This window comes from Nocardia terrae (genome assembly GCF_009760405.1).
Taxonomy (GTDB): Bacteria; Actinomycetota; Actinomycetes; order Mycobacteriales; family Mycobacteriaceae; genus Nocardia; species Nocardia terrae.
This window is the reverse complement of the sequence record NZ_WRPP01000003.1, coordinates 779,436-798,065: the sequence shown is the minus strand read 5'-3', so window position 1 is coordinate 798,065 and position 18,630 is coordinate 779,436. Positions and strand designations below refer to the sequence as shown.

Sequence of the window (18,630 nt, the reverse complement as noted above, 5' to 3'; positions counted from 1 at the left end):
GTCGGCCCGGTGAGCGATTCTGATGTAAGTCTTTCCGGCCGCGTTGCCATCGTCACCGGCGCGGGCGCCGGGCTGGGCCGGGCCGAAGCCCTCGAGCTGGCCCGGGCCGGCGCGTCGGTCATCGTCAACGACCTCGCCGAGAACGACGCGGTCAGCGCGACCCTCGCCGACATCCGGGCGCTCGGTGTGAAGGCGGAGTTCGTGGCCGGCAGCATCGCCGAGTCCGCCACCGCCGAGGCCCTGATCCGCACGGCCGAGGAGACCTTCGGCCGCCTGGACATCGTGGTGAACAACGCCGGGATCACCCGGGACAAGATGCTGTTCAACATGTCCGACGCGGACTTCGACGCGGTCGTCGCCGTGCACCTGCGCGGCCACTTCCTGCTGACCCGCAATGCCGCCGCGTATTGGCGCGGTAAGTACAAGGAGACGGGCGCCCCCGTCTACGGGCGCATCATCAACACCTCCTCCGAAGCGGGCCTGCTCGGCCCGGCCGGACAGGCCAATTACGGTGCGGCCAAGGCCGGTATCACCGCGCTGACCCTCTCGGCCGCCCGCGCCCTGGAGCAGGTCGGCGTGCGCGCCAACGCCATCGCGCCCCGCGCCCGCACGGCCATGACCGAGAACGTCTTCTCCGCGGCCCCCGAAGAGGGCCCGGACCCGCTCTCGCCCGATCACGTGGCGCGGCTGGTGGCCTTCCTGGCTTCCCCGGCGGCCGAATCGATTTCCGGCCAGCTGTTCGTCGTCTACGGCCCGATGGTCGCCCTGATGGCGGCTCCCGTGGTGGAACGGCGCTTCGACGCCGAGGGCGAATGGACCCGCGAGGGCCTCGCCGAGAGGCTGGGCGGCTATTTCGCCGAACGTGGCTCGGACGCTACGTTTTCCGCTTCCTCGCTGAAAGATCTCGGCTGAGGCTTACCCCGGATTCCCCCTCCGGAGGCTGTGAGTTTTTCACCGACACGCTCCAGCCTCCGGCGCTGCGGTTGATCACGGGATCGATCGTTGGTAGGAATGGGGATCAACTATGTGTGTCGTCTCACAATGCGGCATACCTCTGACGGTTAGGCTGGGGTGAACATGTTCTTGAAACTGGACACCGGTTCAGAAAGAACGCCTGTTCAAACAGCTGAAACCTTCCCGAACCGTATGAGAACGTGTTCTAATCTTCGAGCGGGACCGAGATCACATCCATATCTCGGTTGCTATCGCTAGGCAGGGGCAGGAGGAATAGCGAGAATGAATGAAGTCCTTGCCGTACCGCTGCGGGCGGTCGGAGGGTTCTTCGAACTCGCCGGCGCAGTAGCCCGCGCCGCGGTACGGCCCCCGTTCCAACGACGGGAATTCATCGATCAGTCCTGGTTCATCGCCAGGGTTTCCATGTTTCCCACGCTGATGGTGGCGATTCCTTTCACCGTCCTGGTGAGCTTCACCCTCAATATCCTGCTGCGGGAGATCGGCGCCGCCGACCTGTCCGGCGCGGGCGCGGCGTTCGGCACCATCACCCAGATCGGCCCGATGGTCACGGTGCTCATCGTGGCCGGCGCGGGCGCGACCGCCATCTGCGCGGATCTGGGCGCACGCACGATTCGCGAAGAGATCGACGCCATGCGGGTGCTCGGCATCGATCCGGTTCAGCGCCTTGTGGTTCCGCGGGTGCTGGCCTCCATGCTGGTCGCCTTCCTGCTCAACGGCCTGGTGTCGGCCATCGGCATCCTGGGCGGGTTCCTGTTCTCGGTCTTCCTGCAGGGCGTCAACCCGGGCGCGTTCGTCAACGGGCTCACCCTGCTGACCCACCTCCCGGAGCTCGTCCTCTCCGAGATCAAGGCCATGCTGTTCGGACTCGTCGCCGGACTGGTCGCCTGCTATCTGGGTCTGAACGTGAAGGGCGGTCCCAAGAGCGTCGGCGACGCGGTCAATCAGACTGTCGTCTTCGCCTTCATGGCGTTGTTCGTCATTAACGTCGTGGTCACCGCCGCGGGCATCAAGTTCACGGCGCGGTGATCAGATGGCTTTCGTGATCCAAAGTCGTTTCCCGAAGGTAGCCAACCGTTTTCGGCGCTTCACCGAGGCCCTCGACTCGGTCGGTAAGCACGCCGTCTTCTACGCGCGCTCGATCGGATCGGTACCCAAGGCGCTGGTGCACTATCGCACCGAGACCATTCGCCTGATCGCCGAGATCTCCATGGGCACGGGTGCTCTGGCCGTTATCGGCGGCACCGTCGTGATCGTCGGATTCTTGACGCTGGCCGCCGGCAGCACCATTGCCGTGCAGGGCTACAGCTCGCTCGGCAATATCGGTGTCGAGGCACTGACCGGCTTCTTCGCCGCATTCATCAATGTCCGTATCGCCGCCCCCGTGATCTCGGGCATCGGCCTGGCGGCGACGCTGGGCGCCGGTACCACGGCACAATTGGGGGCCATGCGCGTCTCCGAAGAGATCGACGCCCTCGAGGTGATGGCCATCCGGCCCGTCCCCTTCCTGGTGGGCACCCGCATGCTGGCGGGCATCATCGCCATCATCCCGTTGTACTCGCTCGCGGTCATCGCGTCGTTCATCGCCTCGCGCTTCTCGACCGTCGTGATCTACGGCCAGTCGGCCGGTGTGTACGACCACTACTTCTCGACCTTCCTGATCCCCAGCGACATCCTCTGGTCCTTCGCCCAGGCGATCTTCATGGCCATGGCCGTCATGCTGATCCACACCTACTACGGCTACAACGCCGCGGGCGGGCCGGTCGGCGTCGGTGTGGCGGTAGGCAATGCGGTGCGGGCCTCGCTGATCGCGGTCGTCATGGTGACGCTGCTGATGTCGCTGGCCATCTACGGCACCTCCGGCAATTTCCATCTCTCCGGGTAGGGGCGGGACACACGACATGGTCCAACAGCAAGGCGGCGTGGTGAACCCGATCGGTTCACCGTTCGTCCAGAAACCGAAGGCCAAGAATTACCTGGAACAGGGGTGGGTAATCAGGCTCGCCGGGGCCGGCCTGGTGCTCACCGTCGTGGCCGCGGTGGCGATCTGCCTGGTCGCCTTCGCGGGCGGCTTCGACAACACGGTCAAGGTCACCATCGCCTCCCCGCGCGCGGGCCTGGTCATGGACAAGGACGCCAAGGTGAAGATCCGCGGCGTCGAGATCGGTAGGGTCTCCAACATCACCGACGGTCCGGACGGCGCCCGCATCGACCTCGCCGTCGATCCGGACAAGCTGAAGATGGTGCCCGCCAACGCTTCCGTCGACATCAACTCGACCACGGTGTTCGGCTCCAAGTACGTCAACTTCATCGAACCCCAGAACCCCTCCACCGATTCCCTGAAGCCGGGCGCGGTGGTGCAGGCCGGTGCGGTGACGGTCGAATTCAACACGCTCTTCCAGCATTTGAACGATCTGTTGGCGAAGGTGCAGCCGGAGAAGCTGAACGCCACGCTGACCGCGCTGGGCACCGCCCTGCAGGGCCGCGGAGACAAGCTGGGCCAGCTCATGGTCAACAGCGACGACGTCCTCAAGGAGCTCAACCCGAGTCTGCCCGATCTGCAGCGCGATCTGCAGACTTCGGTCGGTGTCACGAACCTGTACGCCGACACCGCGCCGGATCTGTTGCGCACCACCGGAAACGCGGCCACCACCGGCGGCACCATCGTCGACGAGAAGAACAACTTCGACAAGGTGCTGCTGAACCTGGTGGGCTTGGCCGACGACACCGGCGGGGTGCTCTCCGACAACGAGAAGGCCCTGGTGGACACGCTCGGCGTGCTGCGGCCGACCGCTGAACTGCTCAATGAGTACAACCCGGCGCTGTACTGCCTGGTCGTCGGCTCGGCCAACGCGCTGCCGGACGGGAACCGCATCTTCGGTGGTGACGGCCCCTGGGTGACGCTGAACGCCGGCTTCATGGGCGGCGGCACACCGTACTCGTACCCGAAGGATCTGCCGAAGGTGAATGCCACCGGTGGCCCGCACTGCGAGAACATTCTCGACCGGGTGCCGGGCAGCCACTCCAACTACGTCGTCACCGACACCACCGAGGGTGAAGTGTGGACCCCGCCGACGAGCACCAGCCTCAACGGTCCGCGGGTGTTCCAGCTGCTGTTCTCCGATGTTCCGGGGGTGGGCAAGTGAAGTTCAAACCGCATGGCACCACGGTGAAGTTGAGCATTTTCGCCCTGGTCATGCTGCTGGTGCTGGCAGCGCTCACCGTGATCTTCAGCGAGATGCGCTTCTCCCGCTCGACCGGATACCACGCGATCTTCAACAGCTCGTCCGGCATCCTGCCCGGTGCGAAGGTGCGCATCGCCGGTGTTCCGGTGGGCTCGGTGACCCGCGTGTCCGTCGGCAAGGACCATCTGGCGCACGTGGACTTCGACCTCGACCAGCAGTACCGCATCTACTCCGGCACCCAGGCCGCGGTGCGCTACGAGGACCTCGTCGGCAACCGCTACATGGAACTGATGGACGGGCCGGGCACGGCCCAGCCGCTGGGTAAAGGCGCCACCATCCCCCTCGGCCAGACCAAGCCCGCGCTCGATCTGGATCTGCTGCTCGGCGGCATGAAACCGCTACTGCGGGGCCTGAATCCGGATCAGATCAACGATCTGACCGGTGCGCTGCTGCAGGTGTTCCAGGGACAGGGCGGCACGCTGGTGTCGCTGCTCAACAGCGGCGGCTCCTTCACCAAGACCCTCGCCGACCGGGACGCCCTGATCGGCAGCGTGATCGAGAATCTGAAGACGGTGCTCGGCACCATCGATCAGAACAATGCCGACTTCCAGACCACGCTGAACGAATTGCAGCGCCTGGTCAGCGGTCTCGCGGCGGACAAGGATCCGATCGGTGACGCCCTGCCCCGCTTGGCCGGGGCGACAGGCGGTCTCCAGGATCTGCTGATGCAGACCCGCCCGGATCTGAAGGCGGACTTCCAGCAGCTCGGCACACTGTCGCAGAACCTCGACGACAAGAGCGACGAGGTGGACTACGTCCTGAACCTGCTGCCCCCGACCTACAAGAAGCTGATCCGCATCGGCTCCTACGGATCGTTCCTCAACATGTTCGTCTGTGGTGCGGCGCTGATCGTGGACGCCCCCGGCGGCGGCACCACGCGGATCACCATGCCGAGCGGTCAGACCACCGGAAGGTGTGCGGCAAAGTGAACCAACAACGCTCACCGCTGATCAACATCGGCATCGTCGGCATCGTGGTGGTGGTCGCCATCTGCTTGACCGCCTTGCAGTTCGACCGTTTGCCCTTCATCCGCTCGGGCGCGGAGTTCACCGCCTACTTCGCCGATGCCGGTGGGCTGCTGCCCGGCGACCAGGTACAGGTTGCCGGCGTGAAGTCCGGCAAGGTCGAGGAGGTGAAACTGGACGGCGCGAAGGTGAAGGTCCGGTTCAGCCTCGACGAGGCGATCGTGCTCGGCACCAAGACCACCGCGGCCATCAAGACCAATACCGTGCTGGGCCGCAAGTCGCTGGAAGTGGTGCCGACCGGTGACGGCGCGCTGCGCGAGGATCAGACGATCCCGTTGGAGCGCACCACATCTCCGTACTCGCTCACCGACGCGCTCGGCGATCTGGCGACCGATGTCAAAGGGATGGACACAGACCAGGTCAACAAGACCCTGGACACCCTGTCCCAAGCCTTCAGCGATACTCCGGGACCGCTGCGCTCGGCGCTGGACGGCGTCACGGCGCTCTCCCGCAGCCTGAACGCCCGCGACAAGGCGCTGACCGACCTGCTCTCGCACGCCCAGAACGTCACCAAGGTGCTGGGTGACCGTGCGTTGCAGATCAATTCGCTGCTGGTCGACGGCAATGACCTGCTCGGGGAGCTGGATGCCCGGCGCTCGGCGCTGAGTCAGCTGATCGTCTACATCAACGGTCTGGCGCAGCAGCTGACCGGTTTCGTCAAGGACAACCAGGACCAGCTGAAACCGACGCTGGACAAGCTGAACTCGGTGCTGGCGCTGCTGATCAAGAACAAGGACAACATCGGCAAGGCGGTCGACGAGCTCGGCCCGTTCGAGGCCGCGCTCGGTGAGCAGGTCGGCAGCGGACCGTACTTCCAGGCCTATCTGTCCAATGGCGCGAGCCCGGCCCTGCAGACGTTGGTCGACTCCATGGTCTGGCCGCAGCATCTGCCCGACGACCTGCAGAACATGCTCAACGGCGCCTTCCAAGTTCAGACCAACCCCCAGGAGCCGCCGCGATGAACGCACTTCGCAAGTTGCCGCGGTGGACCAAGCTCACGGCCGCCGCCGTGGTGGTCGCGCTGGCCGGTTGGCTGGTCTACGGGCTGGTCTCCGATATCGGCAAGAAGCACATCACCGCCTACTTCCCCTCGACCAACGGCCTCTACGCCGGTGACGAGATCCGGGTGCTGGGAGTGAAGGTCGGCCGCATCGATTCCATCGATCCGGGCAAGGACCGGGTGACGGTGAAGATGACAGTCGACCGCGGTGTCGACGTGCCCGCCGATGCCAAGGCCATCATCATCTCCCCGTCGCTGGTCTCGGCGCGGTTCATCCAGCTCGCGCCCGCCTACACCGGCGGAGCGAAAATGGGTGACGGCGCGTCGATTCCGGCGGAACGCACCGCCGTTCCGGTGGAATGGGACGACATCAAGGCCGAACTGACCAAACTGTCCACCGCGCTGGGCCCGATCGGCGAGGACAAGCAGGGTTCCTTCGGCCGGGCCATCAACACCGCCGCCGACAACCTCGGCAACGGGAACGCCCAGGCCTTCCGGGACACCCTGAAAGAGCTGTCCAGCACGCTGAGCACGCTCTCGGACGGTCGCACCGACCTGTTCGGCACCATTCAGAACCTGCAGAAGTTCGTCGACGTCCTGTCCAAGTCCAATGATCAGATCGTGCAGTTCGGCGGTCGCCTGGCCTCGGTCTCCTCGGTGCTGTCCGGGGTTTCCACCGATCTCGGTGCGGGCCTGGACAATCTCGACTCGGCCATCGGCGACGTGAAGAAGTTCCTCGACGAGCGCGGTGGCGCGCTGACCGAGAGCGTGCAGAAGCTGGCCGACGCCACCCAGGTCCTCGCGGACAAGAAGCCGGAACTGGAACGCATCATGCACTCCGCCCCGACCGCGCTGGCGAACTTCTACCAGCTCTACAAGCCCGCCCAGGGCACGCTCACTGGTTCTCTGATCGGGGCGAACTTCGCCAACCCGACCGCCTTCCTGTGCGGTGGTATCGAAGCCGACCCGGTCAACGATTCGCAGCACAGCGCCGAGTTGTGCAAGCAGTATCTGGCGCCGGTCATCCAGTCGCTGATGATGAATTACCCGCCGCTGCTGTTGAATCCGGCGACCGAGCAGAACGCTTTCCCCAACCAGCTCACCTACAGCCCGTCCAGCCTGGCGAACCAGGCGCCCGCGGCCGACGGCGCGGATGTCTCCTCGCCCAAGTCCCTCGCCGATCTGCTGACTGGAGGTGGGCGATGACCAGCCGCCGACGAATTCGCCTGGCGGGCGCGGCGATCAGTGTGGTCGCGGTGTTCGGTGTGGGTGGTTGCTCGTGGGACGGGCTGAACTCGGTGTCCATGCCGGGTGCGCCCGGCACGGGTGCGGGCGCCTGGCACGTGCGCGTCCAGATGCCGAATGTGACCACCCTGACCCGTAATTCGCCGGTCATGGTGAACGACGTGGCCGTCGGCTCGGTCACCGGCATCGAGGTGCAGGACTGGCACGCGCTGGTCACGCTGTCCCTGGACAAGGGAGTCGCGTTGCCCGCCAACGCTATTGCGCGCATCGGTCAGACCAGTCTGCTGGGCTCCAACCATGTGGAATTGGCCGCGCCGACCGATCAACCCGCGCAGGGCCGCCTGCAGGATGGGGACCTGATCCCGCTCGACCGCGCCGGGGCCTACCCGACCACCGAGCAGACGCTGTCCTCGCTGTCGGTGGTGCTCAACGGCGGTGGCATCTCCCAGGTGGAGACCATCACCAAGGAGCTCGACGCGACCTTCAAGGGCCGCACCGACGCCATCCGGGATCTGTTGCCGCAGTTGAATCAGCTGACCACCACCCTGGACAAGCAGACCGCGGACATCATCTCCGCCATGAGCGGCCTGGACCGGTTCGCGGGGGTGTTCGCGCAGCAGAAGGACGATGTCACCAAGGCCATCACCCAGATCCACCCGGCCCTGACCGTGCTCGCCGACCGCCGCGAGAACATCACCAAAGCCATTACGGCGCTGGGCGGTCTGAGCGACACCGTGCAGAAGGTCATCGACCAGGGCGGCGACAACCTCAAGGCCGATCTGGCCAATCTGGAGCCGGCCCTGCAGTCGCTGGCCTCGACCGGCGACAAGCTCGCCGACTCGCTGCAGTGGCTGCTGTCGTTCCCGTTCCCGATCAAGAACATCGACAAGGTCATCAAGGGCGACTACATGAACCTGTTCATGACGGTCGACCTCACCGGCGCGCGGCTGGACTCGAACTTCCTCACCGGTACCCCGCTGGGCGGCAGCCTGGGTGGCACGCAGGCCACCCTCGGCACCGGCATCACCGGGGGTAAGACCCCGCAGGGCATCGGCGACCCGCTCACCGATCCGCTCAAGCCGCAGCCGACCACGCCGACGCCGACCCCGAGTATCGCTGGGCTGCCGCCGATTCCGGGTCTGCCCGCCATTCCGGGCCTGACCGTGCCCGCACAGCAAGGGGGTGACGGGAAGTGAGGCTCACCAAGTTCGTCAAGGTGCAGCTCGCCATCTTCTCGGTGCTGACCGTGATCGGCCTGACCGTCATGGGCGGCGACTACGTGAAGCTCCCGGCCATGCTCGGGATCGGAAGATATGGCGTCACAGTGCAATTGGCGGCCACCGGCGGCCTGTACCCGACCGCCAACGTCGCCTACCGCGGCACCAACATCGGCAAGGTCGAGGACGTCAAGCTCACCACGGCCGGTGTGGACGCCAAGCTGTCCATCGACAGCGACTACAAGATCCCCTCGGATGTGACCGCGTACGTGAAGAGCGTGTCGGCCATCGGAGAGCAGTTCGTGGACCTGGTTCCGGCCGATAATCCCAAGGGCGGCAACCTGCATGACGGTTCGGTCATCCCCGTGGGGCAGACCAAGCTGCCCCAGGATGTCGGCGCCATGCTCGATCAGGCCGACCGGCTGCTGTCCACCGTCGCCGACACCAAGCTGCAAGAGGTCATCAACGACGCCTTCGTCGCCTTCAACGGCGCGGGGCCGGATCTGCAGCGCTTCATCGACTCGGCCTCGCTGCTGGTGCAGTCGGCCAAGGACAACACCGACGCGACCAAGGACCTGCTGGACAAGATCGGCCCGCTGCTGGACACCCAGAACCAGACCGCGGACGACGTCCGGACCTGGACCAAGGACCTGGCCACGGTGACCGACCAACTGCGCGAACATGATCCGTCGTTGAAGGCGATCCTGCAGAAGACGCCGTCCACCCTCCAAAAGGTGAACTCGACCTTCCAGGATCTGAAGCCGACCCTGCCGATCATGCTGGCCAATATGCTCAGTGTCGGGCAGGTCGGACTGACCTATCACGCCGGACTCGAACAGATCCTGGTCCTCTACCCGCCGCTGCTGTCGGGGTTGCTGACCGCCATCCGCGGGCCCGTGCAGTACGGCGCGATGGTCGACTTCATGCTCGGCCTCAATGATCCGCCGGGCTGCACCACCGGCTTCCTGCCCGCCTCCGAGCGGCGTTCACCGGCCGATCTGAGTCAGATCGACACTCCGGACAACCTGTACTGCAAGGTGCCGCAGAACGCCAAGGAAGCCGTGCGCGGTATCCGCAATACACCGTGTGTCGATGTGCCGGGCAAGCGCGCCCCGACCCCGGAGCTCTGCCACGACCCCAACGGCTATCAGCCCGAGGGCGACAACCCGCCGTTCGGTCAGCCGAACAAGGTGGACAACAACGGGCAGCCGCTGGACAAGCTGCTCGGCGATGGGAAGGCACCCTTCATCGCACACGAGGATCCGGGCACCGGTACCTTCGTCGGACCTGATGGTCACGTGTACCGTCGGGGAGACGTCAATGCAGATGGTTCCACCAGGGTGCCGTCGAGCTGGCAACAGCTGCTTCAGGAGCCAACGCCATGAGCGAAACCCCAGCAACTCGAAATCGCACGCGGCGACGCGTCGTCCGGCAGGCGGGACCGCCCGTCGAGGATGATCATGTGCGCATCGAGGTCCTCGAGACCTCGGTCGCCGCGGTGAGCCCGGAACCGGCGGTCGCCGCCCAGCCGAAGGCCGATGCGGTGGAGCCGAAGGCCGACACGGTGGAGACGGTCGAGGAGGTCGCGCCCGTCGCGGCCGAATCCGCCACCGCCGAGCCGGAATTCGTGGTCGCGGTGATCGAGGATGCGCCGGATTCGGACGTCGAGGAGACGGCCGAATCCGAAGGCGGCGAACCGAAGTCGCGGTTCCAGCGGGCGCGGGCCGCGCTCGGGTTGTCGGGTTCGATCGCCGCCGTGGTCGCCCTGATCTCCACGCTGGTGCTGATCGGCTCGGGCGGGGTCTACCTCTACCACCAGCCCCGGGCCGATGATCTGAGCGCACGACGCCAGGAGTACATCCAGGTCGCCAAGCAGGCGTACCTCGACATGGTGACCGTCAAGGCCGACACCGCCGGCCCGGATCTGGACCGCTTGTTCGCGGTCGCGGGTGGCGGCCTCAAGGACGATCTCGCCGCCAACAAAGAGGACTACAAGAAGGTCTTCGAGCAGATGAAGGTGCAGTCCTCCGGCAAGATCATCTCCGCCGCCATCGAGAGCGACGGCCCGGATTCGGCCAAGGTGCTGCTGCTGGCCCAGCAGACCGTGTCCAATGCGGCGTCGAACGGCCCGATGCAGAAGGACTACCGCTTCCGGGTGACCGTGAACCGCCACGACGGCACCGTGACCGCCTCGGCCTGGGAGCTGGTGCCGTGAAAATCAACGCGCGTTCCATTGTCATCGCCGCCGCCGGCGTGCTGCTCGTCGCCGCCGTGGTGGTGGGCTCACTCGTCGCCGACCGCTTCTGGTCCGACCGTACCGCTGAACGAAACCGCACTTCCGCAGCCGCTTTCGCACAGGACACGGTCGAGGACCTCTTCACCTACAACTACGACTCCGCCGAAAAGGAGCTCCCGAAGGTCGCCGACCGGTTGTCCGGCGCCTACCGCGATTCCTATATGCAGGTGATCAACGAGCAGGCCATCCCCGCGGCCAAGGAGAAGAAGCTCAACGTCCAGACGATCGTGCAGGCGACCGGCGTGATCGATTCGACCCGCGACAGCGTGACCGTGCTGGTGATCGCGGATCAGCGCTTCTCGAGCTCCGATTCGGGGAAGGAAACCCTCGCCAGCGACCGCTTGCAGGTGAAGCTGACCAAGCACAAGGACAGCTGGTTGGTCTCCGACATCAAGACGATCTGAGCGGGACCGGCTCGAAGCCAGGCGATTCGAAGGGCGCACAGCGAAAAGCTGTGCGCCCTTTGCGTGTTCGAGGGGTGCCTGGCGGCGGAACTGAACTGGTACTAACGTACCGATCGATCTAGGCTTCTTGACGAAAATACAGCATTTCTGAAGTCAGGATCGCACCGTGGGTAGCAAGACGACGCCGTGGACCGCCGCCGACATTCCGGATCTCAACGGGCGTACCGCGATTGTGACCGGAGCCAGTGGCGGGCTCGGGCTGGAGACCGCGCGGCGGCTCGCGGAGCGTGGGGCTCGGGTGGTGATGGCCTGTCGGAACGCTGAAAAGGCGGCGACCGCAGCGGAATCCATTCGGCAGACCGCACCCGGGGCCGAATTGCCGTTCGTGGAACTGGATCTGGCGTCGCTGGAGTCGGTGCGCAAGGCTGCGGTGCGGGTGCACGATGAGTTCGGGCAGATCGATCTGCTGGTGAACAATGCGGGGACGTTGTGCCGGGAGCGGTCGGTGACCGTGGATGGGTTCGAAACGACGTTTGGGACAAATTATTTGGGACCGTTTGCGTTCACCGGGCTCATGCTGGATCTGGTGCGGGCCGCACCGGCCGGGCGGGTGGTGACGGTGACCAGTGGGGCGCCCGCGCAGAAGGGGCTCTGGCTCGATGTGGACGATCTGGCGTACGAGAGGCGGAAGTACAAGGGGTTTCGCGCCTACGCGCGGTCGAAGCAGGCTGATGCGGTGTTCGCGTACGAGTTGCAGCGGCGGTTGAACGGGACCGGCGGTGAGCTGATCTCGGTGCTGGCGCATCCGGGGGCCGCTGAATCGGATTTCGCTTCGAATTTCGGCCCCGCGGTGGCATTCCTGGCTCGGCCGTCGGTGCGGTGGATGTTCCGCTTCTTCATGCAGAGCGTCGAGATGGGGGCGTTGCCGACGCTGCGCGCGGCGACCGATCCGGGCGTGCGGGGCGGGGACTTCTACGGGCCCATCGGCGCGACCAAGGGGTATCCGGTGCCGAACGAGGCCAGTGCGGCGACGCGTGATCCCGAACTGGCGGCGAGGCTGTGGGCCGAGTCCGAGCGGCTCACCGGCGTCGCCTACCAGTTCGGGTGAGGGTCAGCGGCGTACGTCCGGGTCCACGTCGTCGTCGGTGAGCAGGGCGCTGCCGGCGACGCGGTCGGTGGCCAGGGCGTCGAGGAAGGCGCGGGCCCAGCGGTCGACGTCGTGGGTGAGGACCTGGCGGCGCAGGGAGCGCATGCGGCGGCGGCGGGTGTCGCGGTCGTCGTCGATGGCGCCCATCAGGGCGTCCTTGACGCTGTCGAGGTCGTGCGGGTTGCACAGGTAGGCCTGACGCAATTCCGCTGCCGCACCGGTGAATTCGGACAGCACCAGGGCGCCGCTGAGGCCGCCCTGGCAGGCCACGTACTCCTTGGCGACCAGGTTCATGCCGTCGCGCAGCGGGGTCACCACCATGACGTCGGCGGCCACGAAGAACGCGACCAGTTCCTCGCGCGGGATCGGCCGGTGCAGGTAGTGCACGACCGGGTAACCGACGCGGGAGAATTCGCCGTTGATGCGTCCCACCTGGCGCTCGATATCGCCGCGCATCTGCTTGTACGACTCGACCCGTTCCCGGCTCGGCGTGGCCAGCTGCACCATGACCGTGTCCTCGGGATTGACCCGGCCCTCGTGCAGCAGCTCCTCGAGCGCGGCCAGGCGGATGTCGATGCCCTTGGTGTAGTCCAGGCGATCCACACCCAGCAGGATCGTCTTCGGATTGCCCAGTTCCGCACGGATTTTCGCGGCCCGCTCACGCACGCTGCGGCGGCGCGAGTACTCGTCGAGTTCGGTGGAGGTGATGGAGATCGGGAACGCGCCGACCCGGACGGTGCGGAAACCCACCTGCACCACACCGAGTTTCGAGCGCACGCCCACATTGCCGCGTGAAGTCGGCTGTCCGGCAAGGCGTCTGGCCAGGTACAGGAAGTTCTGCGCGCCGCCGGGCAAGTGGAAGCCGATCAGGTCGGCGCCCAGCAGGCCCTCGACGATCTCGGTGCGCCACGGCATCTGCATGAACAGTTCCACCGGCGGGAACGGAATGTGCAGGAAGAAGCCGATGGTCAGATCCGGGCGCAGCATGCGCAGCATCTTGGGCACCAGCTGCAGCTGGTAGTCCTGCACCCACACCGTCGCGCCCTCGGCGGCCACCTTGGCGGTGTACTCGGCGAAGCGCCGGTTCACCTGGACATAGGCCTGCCACCACTGGCGGTCGTACACCGGGCGCACGATCACGTCGTGGTACAGCGGCCACAGGGTGCCGTTGGAGAAGCCCTCGTAGTAGTCGGCGACCTCGTCGCCGGAGAGCGGGACCGGATGCAGTTCCAGACCGTCCTCGACGATCGGGTCCAGCTCCACGTCCGGGACGCCGGCCCAGCCGACCCACGCCCCCTTGTTATTGCGCAGCACCGGCTCCAGCGCGGTCACCAGACCGCCGGGGCTGCGCTTCCAGCGGGTGGTGCCATCGGGTAGTCGCTCCAGGTCGACCGGAAGCCGGTTCGCGACGACGACGAAACCGGAACCGGAGCTGTCCGGCTGCACGGTTCTATTCGCCTCGCGTCGGACCGATGCCCAGCATCGACAGCAGCATCCGGCATTCGTCGGCGTCGGTGGCGTAGGCGGCTACCACGCGCTGGGCCTGACGAGCGGTTTCGTCGGCGAGCGGTTCGAGGTCGTCGTCCGCGATGTCGTTCGCGCCGGTCTTCGCGGCCATATCGATGTCCTCTCGGGGAAGTCAGCTCGTTGCGAGGAGTCCATCGTATCTGCCGGGAAAGTCGGGACTCCCGGGTGCGTGTATTGCGAGCCTCAATCGCAATGGTCAAGGGCCGAAACATTCCGTGGGCCCGGAGCTATACGGTGGAGAACGCACGAGTCGCATCAACCGATGAAGGGACCAAGCATGCCGTTGGCCACGGTGAACGGAATCTCACTGAACTACCAGGTCAAGGGAGACCGGTCGCGGGGCACCGACGTGAAGGGGTCCGCGCCGCTGGTCGTCATGATCATGGGCACCGGCAGCGGCGGCCGAGTGTGGGAACTGCATCAGGTGCCCGCGCTGGTCGCGGCCGGATACCGGGTCTGCACCTTCGACAATCGCGGTATCGCACCGTCTTTCGAGGCCCCGGACGGGATGACCATCGACGACCTGGTCCGTGACACCGCCGCCCTCATCGAATTCCTGGACGAGGGGCCGGTTCTGGTCGTCGGCCAGTCCATGGGCTCGCGCGTCGCGCAGGAACTCGCGCTGACCCGGCCCGATCTGGTGCGCAAGGCCGTGTTCATGGCCGGACACGCCCGGCTCGACCAGTTCCAGAAGACGCTCTCGCTGGGCGAACACGAGATCGACGACTCCGGGGTGCGGCTGCCCGCCAAGTACGAGGCCGCCATGACCGCCCTGATGAACCTGAGCCCGGCCAGCCTGGCCGACCCGCACACCGCCCGGGACTGGCTCGACCTGTTCGAATTCACCGGCGGCCCGGCCACACCCGGCGTGCGGGCCCAGCGCCGCATGGACCACGACTTCGACCGCACCGCCGCCTACCGGGCCATCACCGTGCCGTGCCTGTCCATCGGCTTCGCCGACGACCGGATGATTCCGCCCTACCTTTCGCGCGAAGTCGCGGATATCATTCCGGGTGCCCGCTACCAGGAGGTGCCCGACGCCGGGCACTTCGGATATCTCGAGCAGCCGGAGGCCGTCAACAAGATCCTGCTCGAATTCTTCGCGGCCTGAATGCTCTGCCATTCAATGAAGTGCAGGTAACCGCCCAGCGGTAACACCTGCCTTGCTAGGGTCGAATCAACGTCGGGGGCTCGTTCCATCACTGCGGTGGCTGGACGATCCGTCTACGTACTCCGTACACATGCGCCAGTATCCAGTGAGGTGAAATGAGCACCAATCCCTTCGATGACGAAGACGGCCGGTTCTTCGTCCTGGTCAACGATGAGGAACAGCACTCCCTGTGGCCGGCCTTCGCCGAGGTTCCGGCGGGTTGGCGAGTCGTTTTCGGCGAGGACTCCCGCGCCGCGTGCGTCGAGTATGTCGAGAAAAACTGGACCGATATGCGGCCGAAGAGCCTGCGTGACGCCATGGCGGCGGACGACGCGGCACGTCAGGCGGCGCAGTCCTGACACCCTGCGGTTAGTCCGATACTGCGCGAACGGTTTCCGACCGCGACCGGCCGACGCCACAAGCGTCACCGGTCGCGCTCCGGTCCGCCGCGCCGCATCGTTCTGATCGGGAAGCCGGCTTTTCCGCGCAGCCGGCCACCCCGGTTATGATGGGCTCCGCTTTCCGCCTCCTTAGCTCAGTGGTAGAGCACCGCTCTTGTAAAGCGAAGGTCGTCAGTTCAATCCTGACAGGGGGCTCGGCAGACGAACGCCGGTCGATCATCGACCGGCGTTCGTCGTTTCTCCGGGTGTTCCCAGGAAACTCCCAGGGAAGGGCCAGCGTTCTCGCGGGTGCGGCGCAGAATATGACCTCATGACAGGTGTGCCCGCGCAGTCGCGTGAACCCGAGGCGAGGGTGCTCGTCGTGGACGACGAGCCGATGATCGTCGAGCTGCTGTCGGTCAGTCTCCGGTATCAGGGGTTCGAGGTCGCCAGTGCCGCCAGCGGCACCGAAGGGCTGGACAAGGCGAAGACCTTCCGGCCCGACGCGCTGATCATCGATGTGATGATGCCGGGGATGGACGGGTTCGGGCTGCTGCGACGGCTACGGGCCGACGGCATCGACTCGCCCGTGCTGTTCCTGACCGCGCGCGACGACGTCGACGACAAGATCACCGGATTGACCCTCGGCGCCGACGATTACGTCACCAAACCCTTCAGCCTCGAAGAGGTGGTGGCGCGGCTGCGGGTGATCCTGCGGCGCGCGGGACGGTCCGCGCCCGAGACCAAGTCCTCGCGGCTGCGCTTCGCCGATATCGAACTCGACGACGACACCCATGAGGTATGGAAGGCCGGGGACCCGGTTTCCCTGTCGCCCACCGAATTCACGCTGCTGCGGTACTTCCTGGTCAACGCGGGCACGGTGCTGAGCAAGCCGCGGATCCTGGATCACGTGTGGCGCTACGACTTCGGCGGCGAGGTCGGGGTGGTCGAAACGTATGTGTCCTATCTGCGCAAGAAGGTCGACACCGGGCCGGATCGGCTGATCCACACCCTGCGCGGGGTCGGATACGTCATGCGGGAGCCGCGCGGTAAGACGGCGGCCGGGTGAACGCGGCCGAGGCGGCGCGAAGTTTTCGAGGAAAGGTCGCGGACCGGCTCGCGGCCGTGCCGTTGCGCACCACCCTGGTGCTGGCGCTGGTCTCGCTGGTCGGGTTCGGGCTGCTGGTGTCCGGCATCGCGGTCACCTCGCTCATGCGGAATGTGCTGGTGGAGCGCATCGATCGGCAGCTCTACGACGCCGCCCACAGCTGGGCCGCGCCCGGCGCGCAACGGCCCGAACCGCTGCCCACCGTGCGCGGGCGCGAGCGGCCGCCGCACCTGTACTGGGTGCAGGTGCAGGACACGTCCGGGCAGATCACGCTGAGCCTGTCGGCGGGCGCGCAGCAGCCCGAGGTGCCCGCGAATATCGGCACCCGGCCGCGGACCGTGGGCTCGATCGGCGCCTCGACCGAGGAATGGCGGGTGCTGCGGACCGTCAACGAATACGGCTCCAGCACCATCGCATTGCGCATGGACGAGACGAATTCGCTGCTGGACAAGCTGATCGTGCTGCAGTTGGTGATCGGCGCGCTGGTGCTGGCCGCGCTGGCCGCGGTGGCGCGCATCGTGATCCGGCGCAGTCTGCGGCCGTTGCGGGAGGTCGAGCGGACCGCGGCCGCCATCGCGGGCGGGGATCTGCATCAGCGAGTTCCGGTGCGCGGCACCGACACCGAGGTCGATCACCTCTCCCAGTCGTTGAACACCATGCTGACCCAGATCCAGCAGGCCTTCGCGGCCACCGAGGCCTCCGAGGAGGCGGCGCGGCGCTCCGAGGCGCAGATGCGGCGCTTCGTGGCCGACGCCAGCCACGAACTGCGCACGCCGCTGACCACCATCAAGGGTTTCTCGGAGCTGTACCGGCAGGGCGCGATCACCGATCCGGAGATGCTCATGGATCGCATCGAACGCGAATCCAAGCGGATGGGGCTGTTGATCGAGGACCTGCTCATGCTGGCCCGGCTGGACGCGCAACGGCCCGTGGAACGGCGGCCCCTGGACCTGCTCATGCTGGCCAGCGATGCCGTGCACAGCGCGCGGGCGCTGGCGGCGGCCCAGCGCGCGGACGGGCCCGAACGCAAGATCGACCTCGAAATCCGGCCCGGGCCCGGCACTCTGGAGATGCTCGGCGACGAGACGCGGCTGCGGCAGGTGCTGGGCAATCTGATCAACAACGCGCTGGTGCACACGCCCGCCGACGCCGAGGTGACGGTGCGGCTGACCCCGGCCGAGGACGAGGTGCTCATCGAGGTCGCCGACACCGGGCCCGGACTGGATCCCGAACAGGCCGAGCGGGTCTTCGAACGCTTCTATCGCGCCGACGCCTCGCGCAGCCGGGAGAGCGGCGGCACGGGACTGGGACTGTCGATCGTGCAGGCGCTGGTCGCCGCGCACGGCGGGCGGGTGTCGGTGACCAGCGCGCCGGGCGAGGGGACCACCTTCACCGTCCGGCTGCCCCGCGACGCCAGGTGATGCCGGGGGCATGCGACCCCGGCGGACGTCCTACTCGGGGACGTTGGCGGCGTAGCCGAGGTCGCGCAGGGCCTGCTTGATCATGGCCTGGGCCTCGTCCAGGGATTCCTTGCTGGGTTCCGGGTCGGCGCCGGTGATGTCGAAGTTGCCGAGTTCGAAGGCCGGGAAGACGTGCAGGTGCAGGTGCGGCACCTCGAGGCCGGCGATGAGCAGGCCCGCGCGCGGGGCGTCCCACGCGGCGCGCACCGCCTTGCCGATCTTCTGGGCGACCTCGTTCATGCGGGCGAAGGTGCCCGGATCGACGTCCTGCCACTGGTCGATCTCCTTGCGCGGCACGATCAGGGTGTGCCCCTGCGTGACCGGGGCGATCGTCAGGAAAGCGACGAATTCGTCGTCCTCCCAGACGAATCGGCCCGGCAGCTGACCGTCGATGATTGCCGAGAAAACAGAAGCCATGCTGGGGACACTACGCGGGGAAGGAGAGCCCCGCGTG

At 66.4% G+C, this 18,630-nt stretch carries 19 protein-coding genes and 1 tRNA gene; 17 read left to right on the top strand and 3 right to left on the bottom strand.

All coding sequences use genetic code 11. The features are described 5' to 3' along the window. Window positions 1-9: 9 nt before the first annotated feature. The 12 genes from GPX89_RS18900 (at window position 10) to GPX89_RS18845 (ending at window position 12,512) form a co-directional block, all read left to right on the top strand. The gene (locus GPX89_RS18900; protein WP_328602000.1) at window positions 10-912 is read left to right on the top strand and encodes a 3-oxoacyl-ACP reductase; all 903 of its coding nucleotides are present in this window, start codon (window positions 10-12) and stop codon (window positions 910-912) included. Between the two features lie 324 nt (window positions 913-1,236). After that, window positions 1,237-2,001 (top strand): MlaE family ABC transporter permease, encoded by a 765-nt coding sequence (locus GPX89_RS18895; protein ID WP_157388885.1) that lies wholly within the window; start codon window positions 1,237-1,239, stop codon window positions 1,999-2,001. A 4-nt stretch (window positions 2,002-2,005) separates the two neighbouring features. Then, window positions 2,006-2,857, top strand: a complete 852-nt coding sequence (locus GPX89_RS18890; protein ID WP_157388884.1) for an MlaE family ABC transporter permease — start codon at window positions 2,006-2,008, stop codon at window positions 2,855-2,857. Between the two features lie 16 nt (window positions 2,858-2,873). Continuing rightward, a complete protein-coding gene (locus GPX89_RS18885; RefSeq protein WP_157388883.1) occupies window positions 2,874-4,118 on the top strand; it encodes an MCE family protein in 1,245 nt (414 codons plus the stop codon). After that, window positions 4,115-5,146 carry an MCE family protein gene (locus GPX89_RS18880; RefSeq protein WP_328601999.1) on the top strand — a complete coding sequence of 344 codons (1,032 nt, stop codon included), beginning with the start codon at window positions 4,115-4,117 and terminating at the stop codon, window positions 5,144-5,146. Before GPX89_RS18885 ends, GPX89_RS18880 begins: the two co-directional genes overlap by 4 nt. Beyond that, window positions 5,143-6,204 (top strand): MCE family protein, encoded by a 1,062-nt coding sequence (locus tag GPX89_RS18875; RefSeq protein WP_328601998.1) that lies wholly within the window; start codon window positions 5,143-5,145, stop codon window positions 6,202-6,204. The genes GPX89_RS18880 and GPX89_RS18875 overlap by 4 nt, the downstream gene beginning before the upstream one ends. Then, window positions 6,201-7,448: an MCE family protein gene (locus GPX89_RS18870; protein ID WP_157388882.1), complete on the top strand. Its 1,248-nt coding sequence runs from the start codon at window positions 6,201-6,203 to the stop codon at window positions 7,446-7,448. The genes GPX89_RS18875 and GPX89_RS18870 overlap by 4 nt, the downstream gene beginning before the upstream one ends. After that, on the top strand, window positions 7,445-8,683 hold the full coding sequence (locus GPX89_RS18865) for an MCE family protein (protein ID WP_157388881.1): 1,239 nt from the start codon (window positions 7,445-7,447) through the stop codon (window positions 8,681-8,683). Before GPX89_RS18870 ends, GPX89_RS18865 begins: the two co-directional genes overlap by 4 nt. Next, window positions 8,680-10,089, top strand: coding sequence for an MlaD family protein (locus GPX89_RS18860; RefSeq protein ID WP_328601997.1), 1,410 nt, complete (start codon window positions 8,680-8,682; stop codon window positions 10,087-10,089). Before GPX89_RS18865 ends, GPX89_RS18860 begins: the two co-directional genes overlap by 4 nt. Then, complete coding sequence (locus tag GPX89_RS18855; RefSeq protein ID WP_157388880.1) at window positions 10,086-10,919, top strand: hypothetical protein; 834 nt, start codon at window positions 10,086-10,088, stop codon at window positions 10,917-10,919. Before GPX89_RS18860 ends, GPX89_RS18855 begins: the two co-directional genes overlap by 4 nt. Continuing rightward, a complete protein-coding gene (locus tag GPX89_RS18850) occupies window positions 10,916-11,404 on the top strand; it encodes a h domain protein (protein ID WP_157388879.1) in 489 nt (162 codons plus the stop codon). Before GPX89_RS18855 ends, GPX89_RS18850 begins: the two co-directional genes overlap by 4 nt. A gap of 166 nt (window positions 11,405-11,570) precedes the next feature. Next, window positions 11,571-12,512, top strand: coding sequence for an oxidoreductase (locus tag GPX89_RS18845; RefSeq protein ID WP_328601996.1), 942 nt, complete (start codon window positions 11,571-11,573; stop codon window positions 12,510-12,512). Between the two features lie 3 nt (window positions 12,513-12,515). On the opposite strand, the gene GPX89_RS18840 is transcribed toward GPX89_RS18845, so the two are convergent. Together GPX89_RS18840 and GPX89_RS43885 are read right to left on the bottom strand one after the other, a co-directional pair. Then, window positions 12,516-13,997 carry an alpha,alpha-trehalose-phosphate synthase (UDP-forming) gene (locus GPX89_RS18840; protein WP_328601995.1) on the bottom strand — a complete coding sequence of 494 codons (1,482 nt, stop codon included), beginning with the start codon at window positions 13,995-13,997 and terminating at the stop codon, window positions 12,516-12,518. Between the two features lie 4 nt (window positions 13,998-14,001). Further along, window positions 14,002-14,169 (bottom strand): hypothetical protein, encoded by a 168-nt coding sequence (locus tag GPX89_RS43885; RefSeq protein ID WP_162958162.1) that lies wholly within the window; start codon window positions 14,167-14,169, stop codon window positions 14,002-14,004. A 186-nt stretch (window positions 14,170-14,355) separates the two neighbouring features. Here GPX89_RS43885 and GPX89_RS18835 point away from each other — a divergent pair, with 186 nt between their 5' ends. The 5 genes from GPX89_RS18835 (at window position 14,356) to GPX89_RS18815 (ending at window position 18,137) form a co-directional block, all read left to right on the top strand. After that, entirely contained in the window at window positions 14,356-15,189 is an 834-nt protein-coding gene (locus GPX89_RS18835; protein WP_157389185.1) for an alpha/beta fold hydrolase, read from the top strand. 155 nt (window positions 15,190-15,344) lie between these two features. Next, window positions 15,345-15,587, top strand: coding sequence for an MbtH family protein (locus GPX89_RS18830; RefSeq protein WP_019931522.1), 243 nt, complete (start codon window positions 15,345-15,347; stop codon window positions 15,585-15,587). A 165-nt stretch (window positions 15,588-15,752) separates the two neighbouring features. Continuing rightward, window positions 15,753-15,824: transfer RNA gene (locus GPX89_RS18825), tRNA-Thr, on the top strand. Window positions 15,825-15,939: 115 nt separating this feature from the next. Continuing rightward, window positions 15,940-16,677 carry a response regulator transcription factor gene (locus GPX89_RS18820; RefSeq protein ID WP_157388878.1) on the top strand — a complete coding sequence of 246 codons (738 nt, stop codon included), beginning with the start codon at window positions 15,940-15,942 and terminating at the stop codon, window positions 16,675-16,677. Continuing rightward, entirely contained in the window at window positions 16,674-18,137 is a 1,464-nt protein-coding gene (locus tag GPX89_RS18815; protein WP_328601994.1) for a sensor histidine kinase, read from the top strand. Before GPX89_RS18820 ends, GPX89_RS18815 begins: the two co-directional genes overlap by 4 nt. A 30-nt stretch (window positions 18,138-18,167) precedes the next feature. Here the strand turns inward: GPX89_RS18815 and GPX89_RS18810 are convergent, their stop codons facing one another. Then, a complete protein-coding gene (locus GPX89_RS18810) occupies window positions 18,168-18,593 on the bottom strand; it encodes an HIT family protein (protein ID WP_157388877.1) in 426 nt (141 codons plus the stop codon). Window positions 18,594-18,630: the final 37 nt, after the last annotated feature.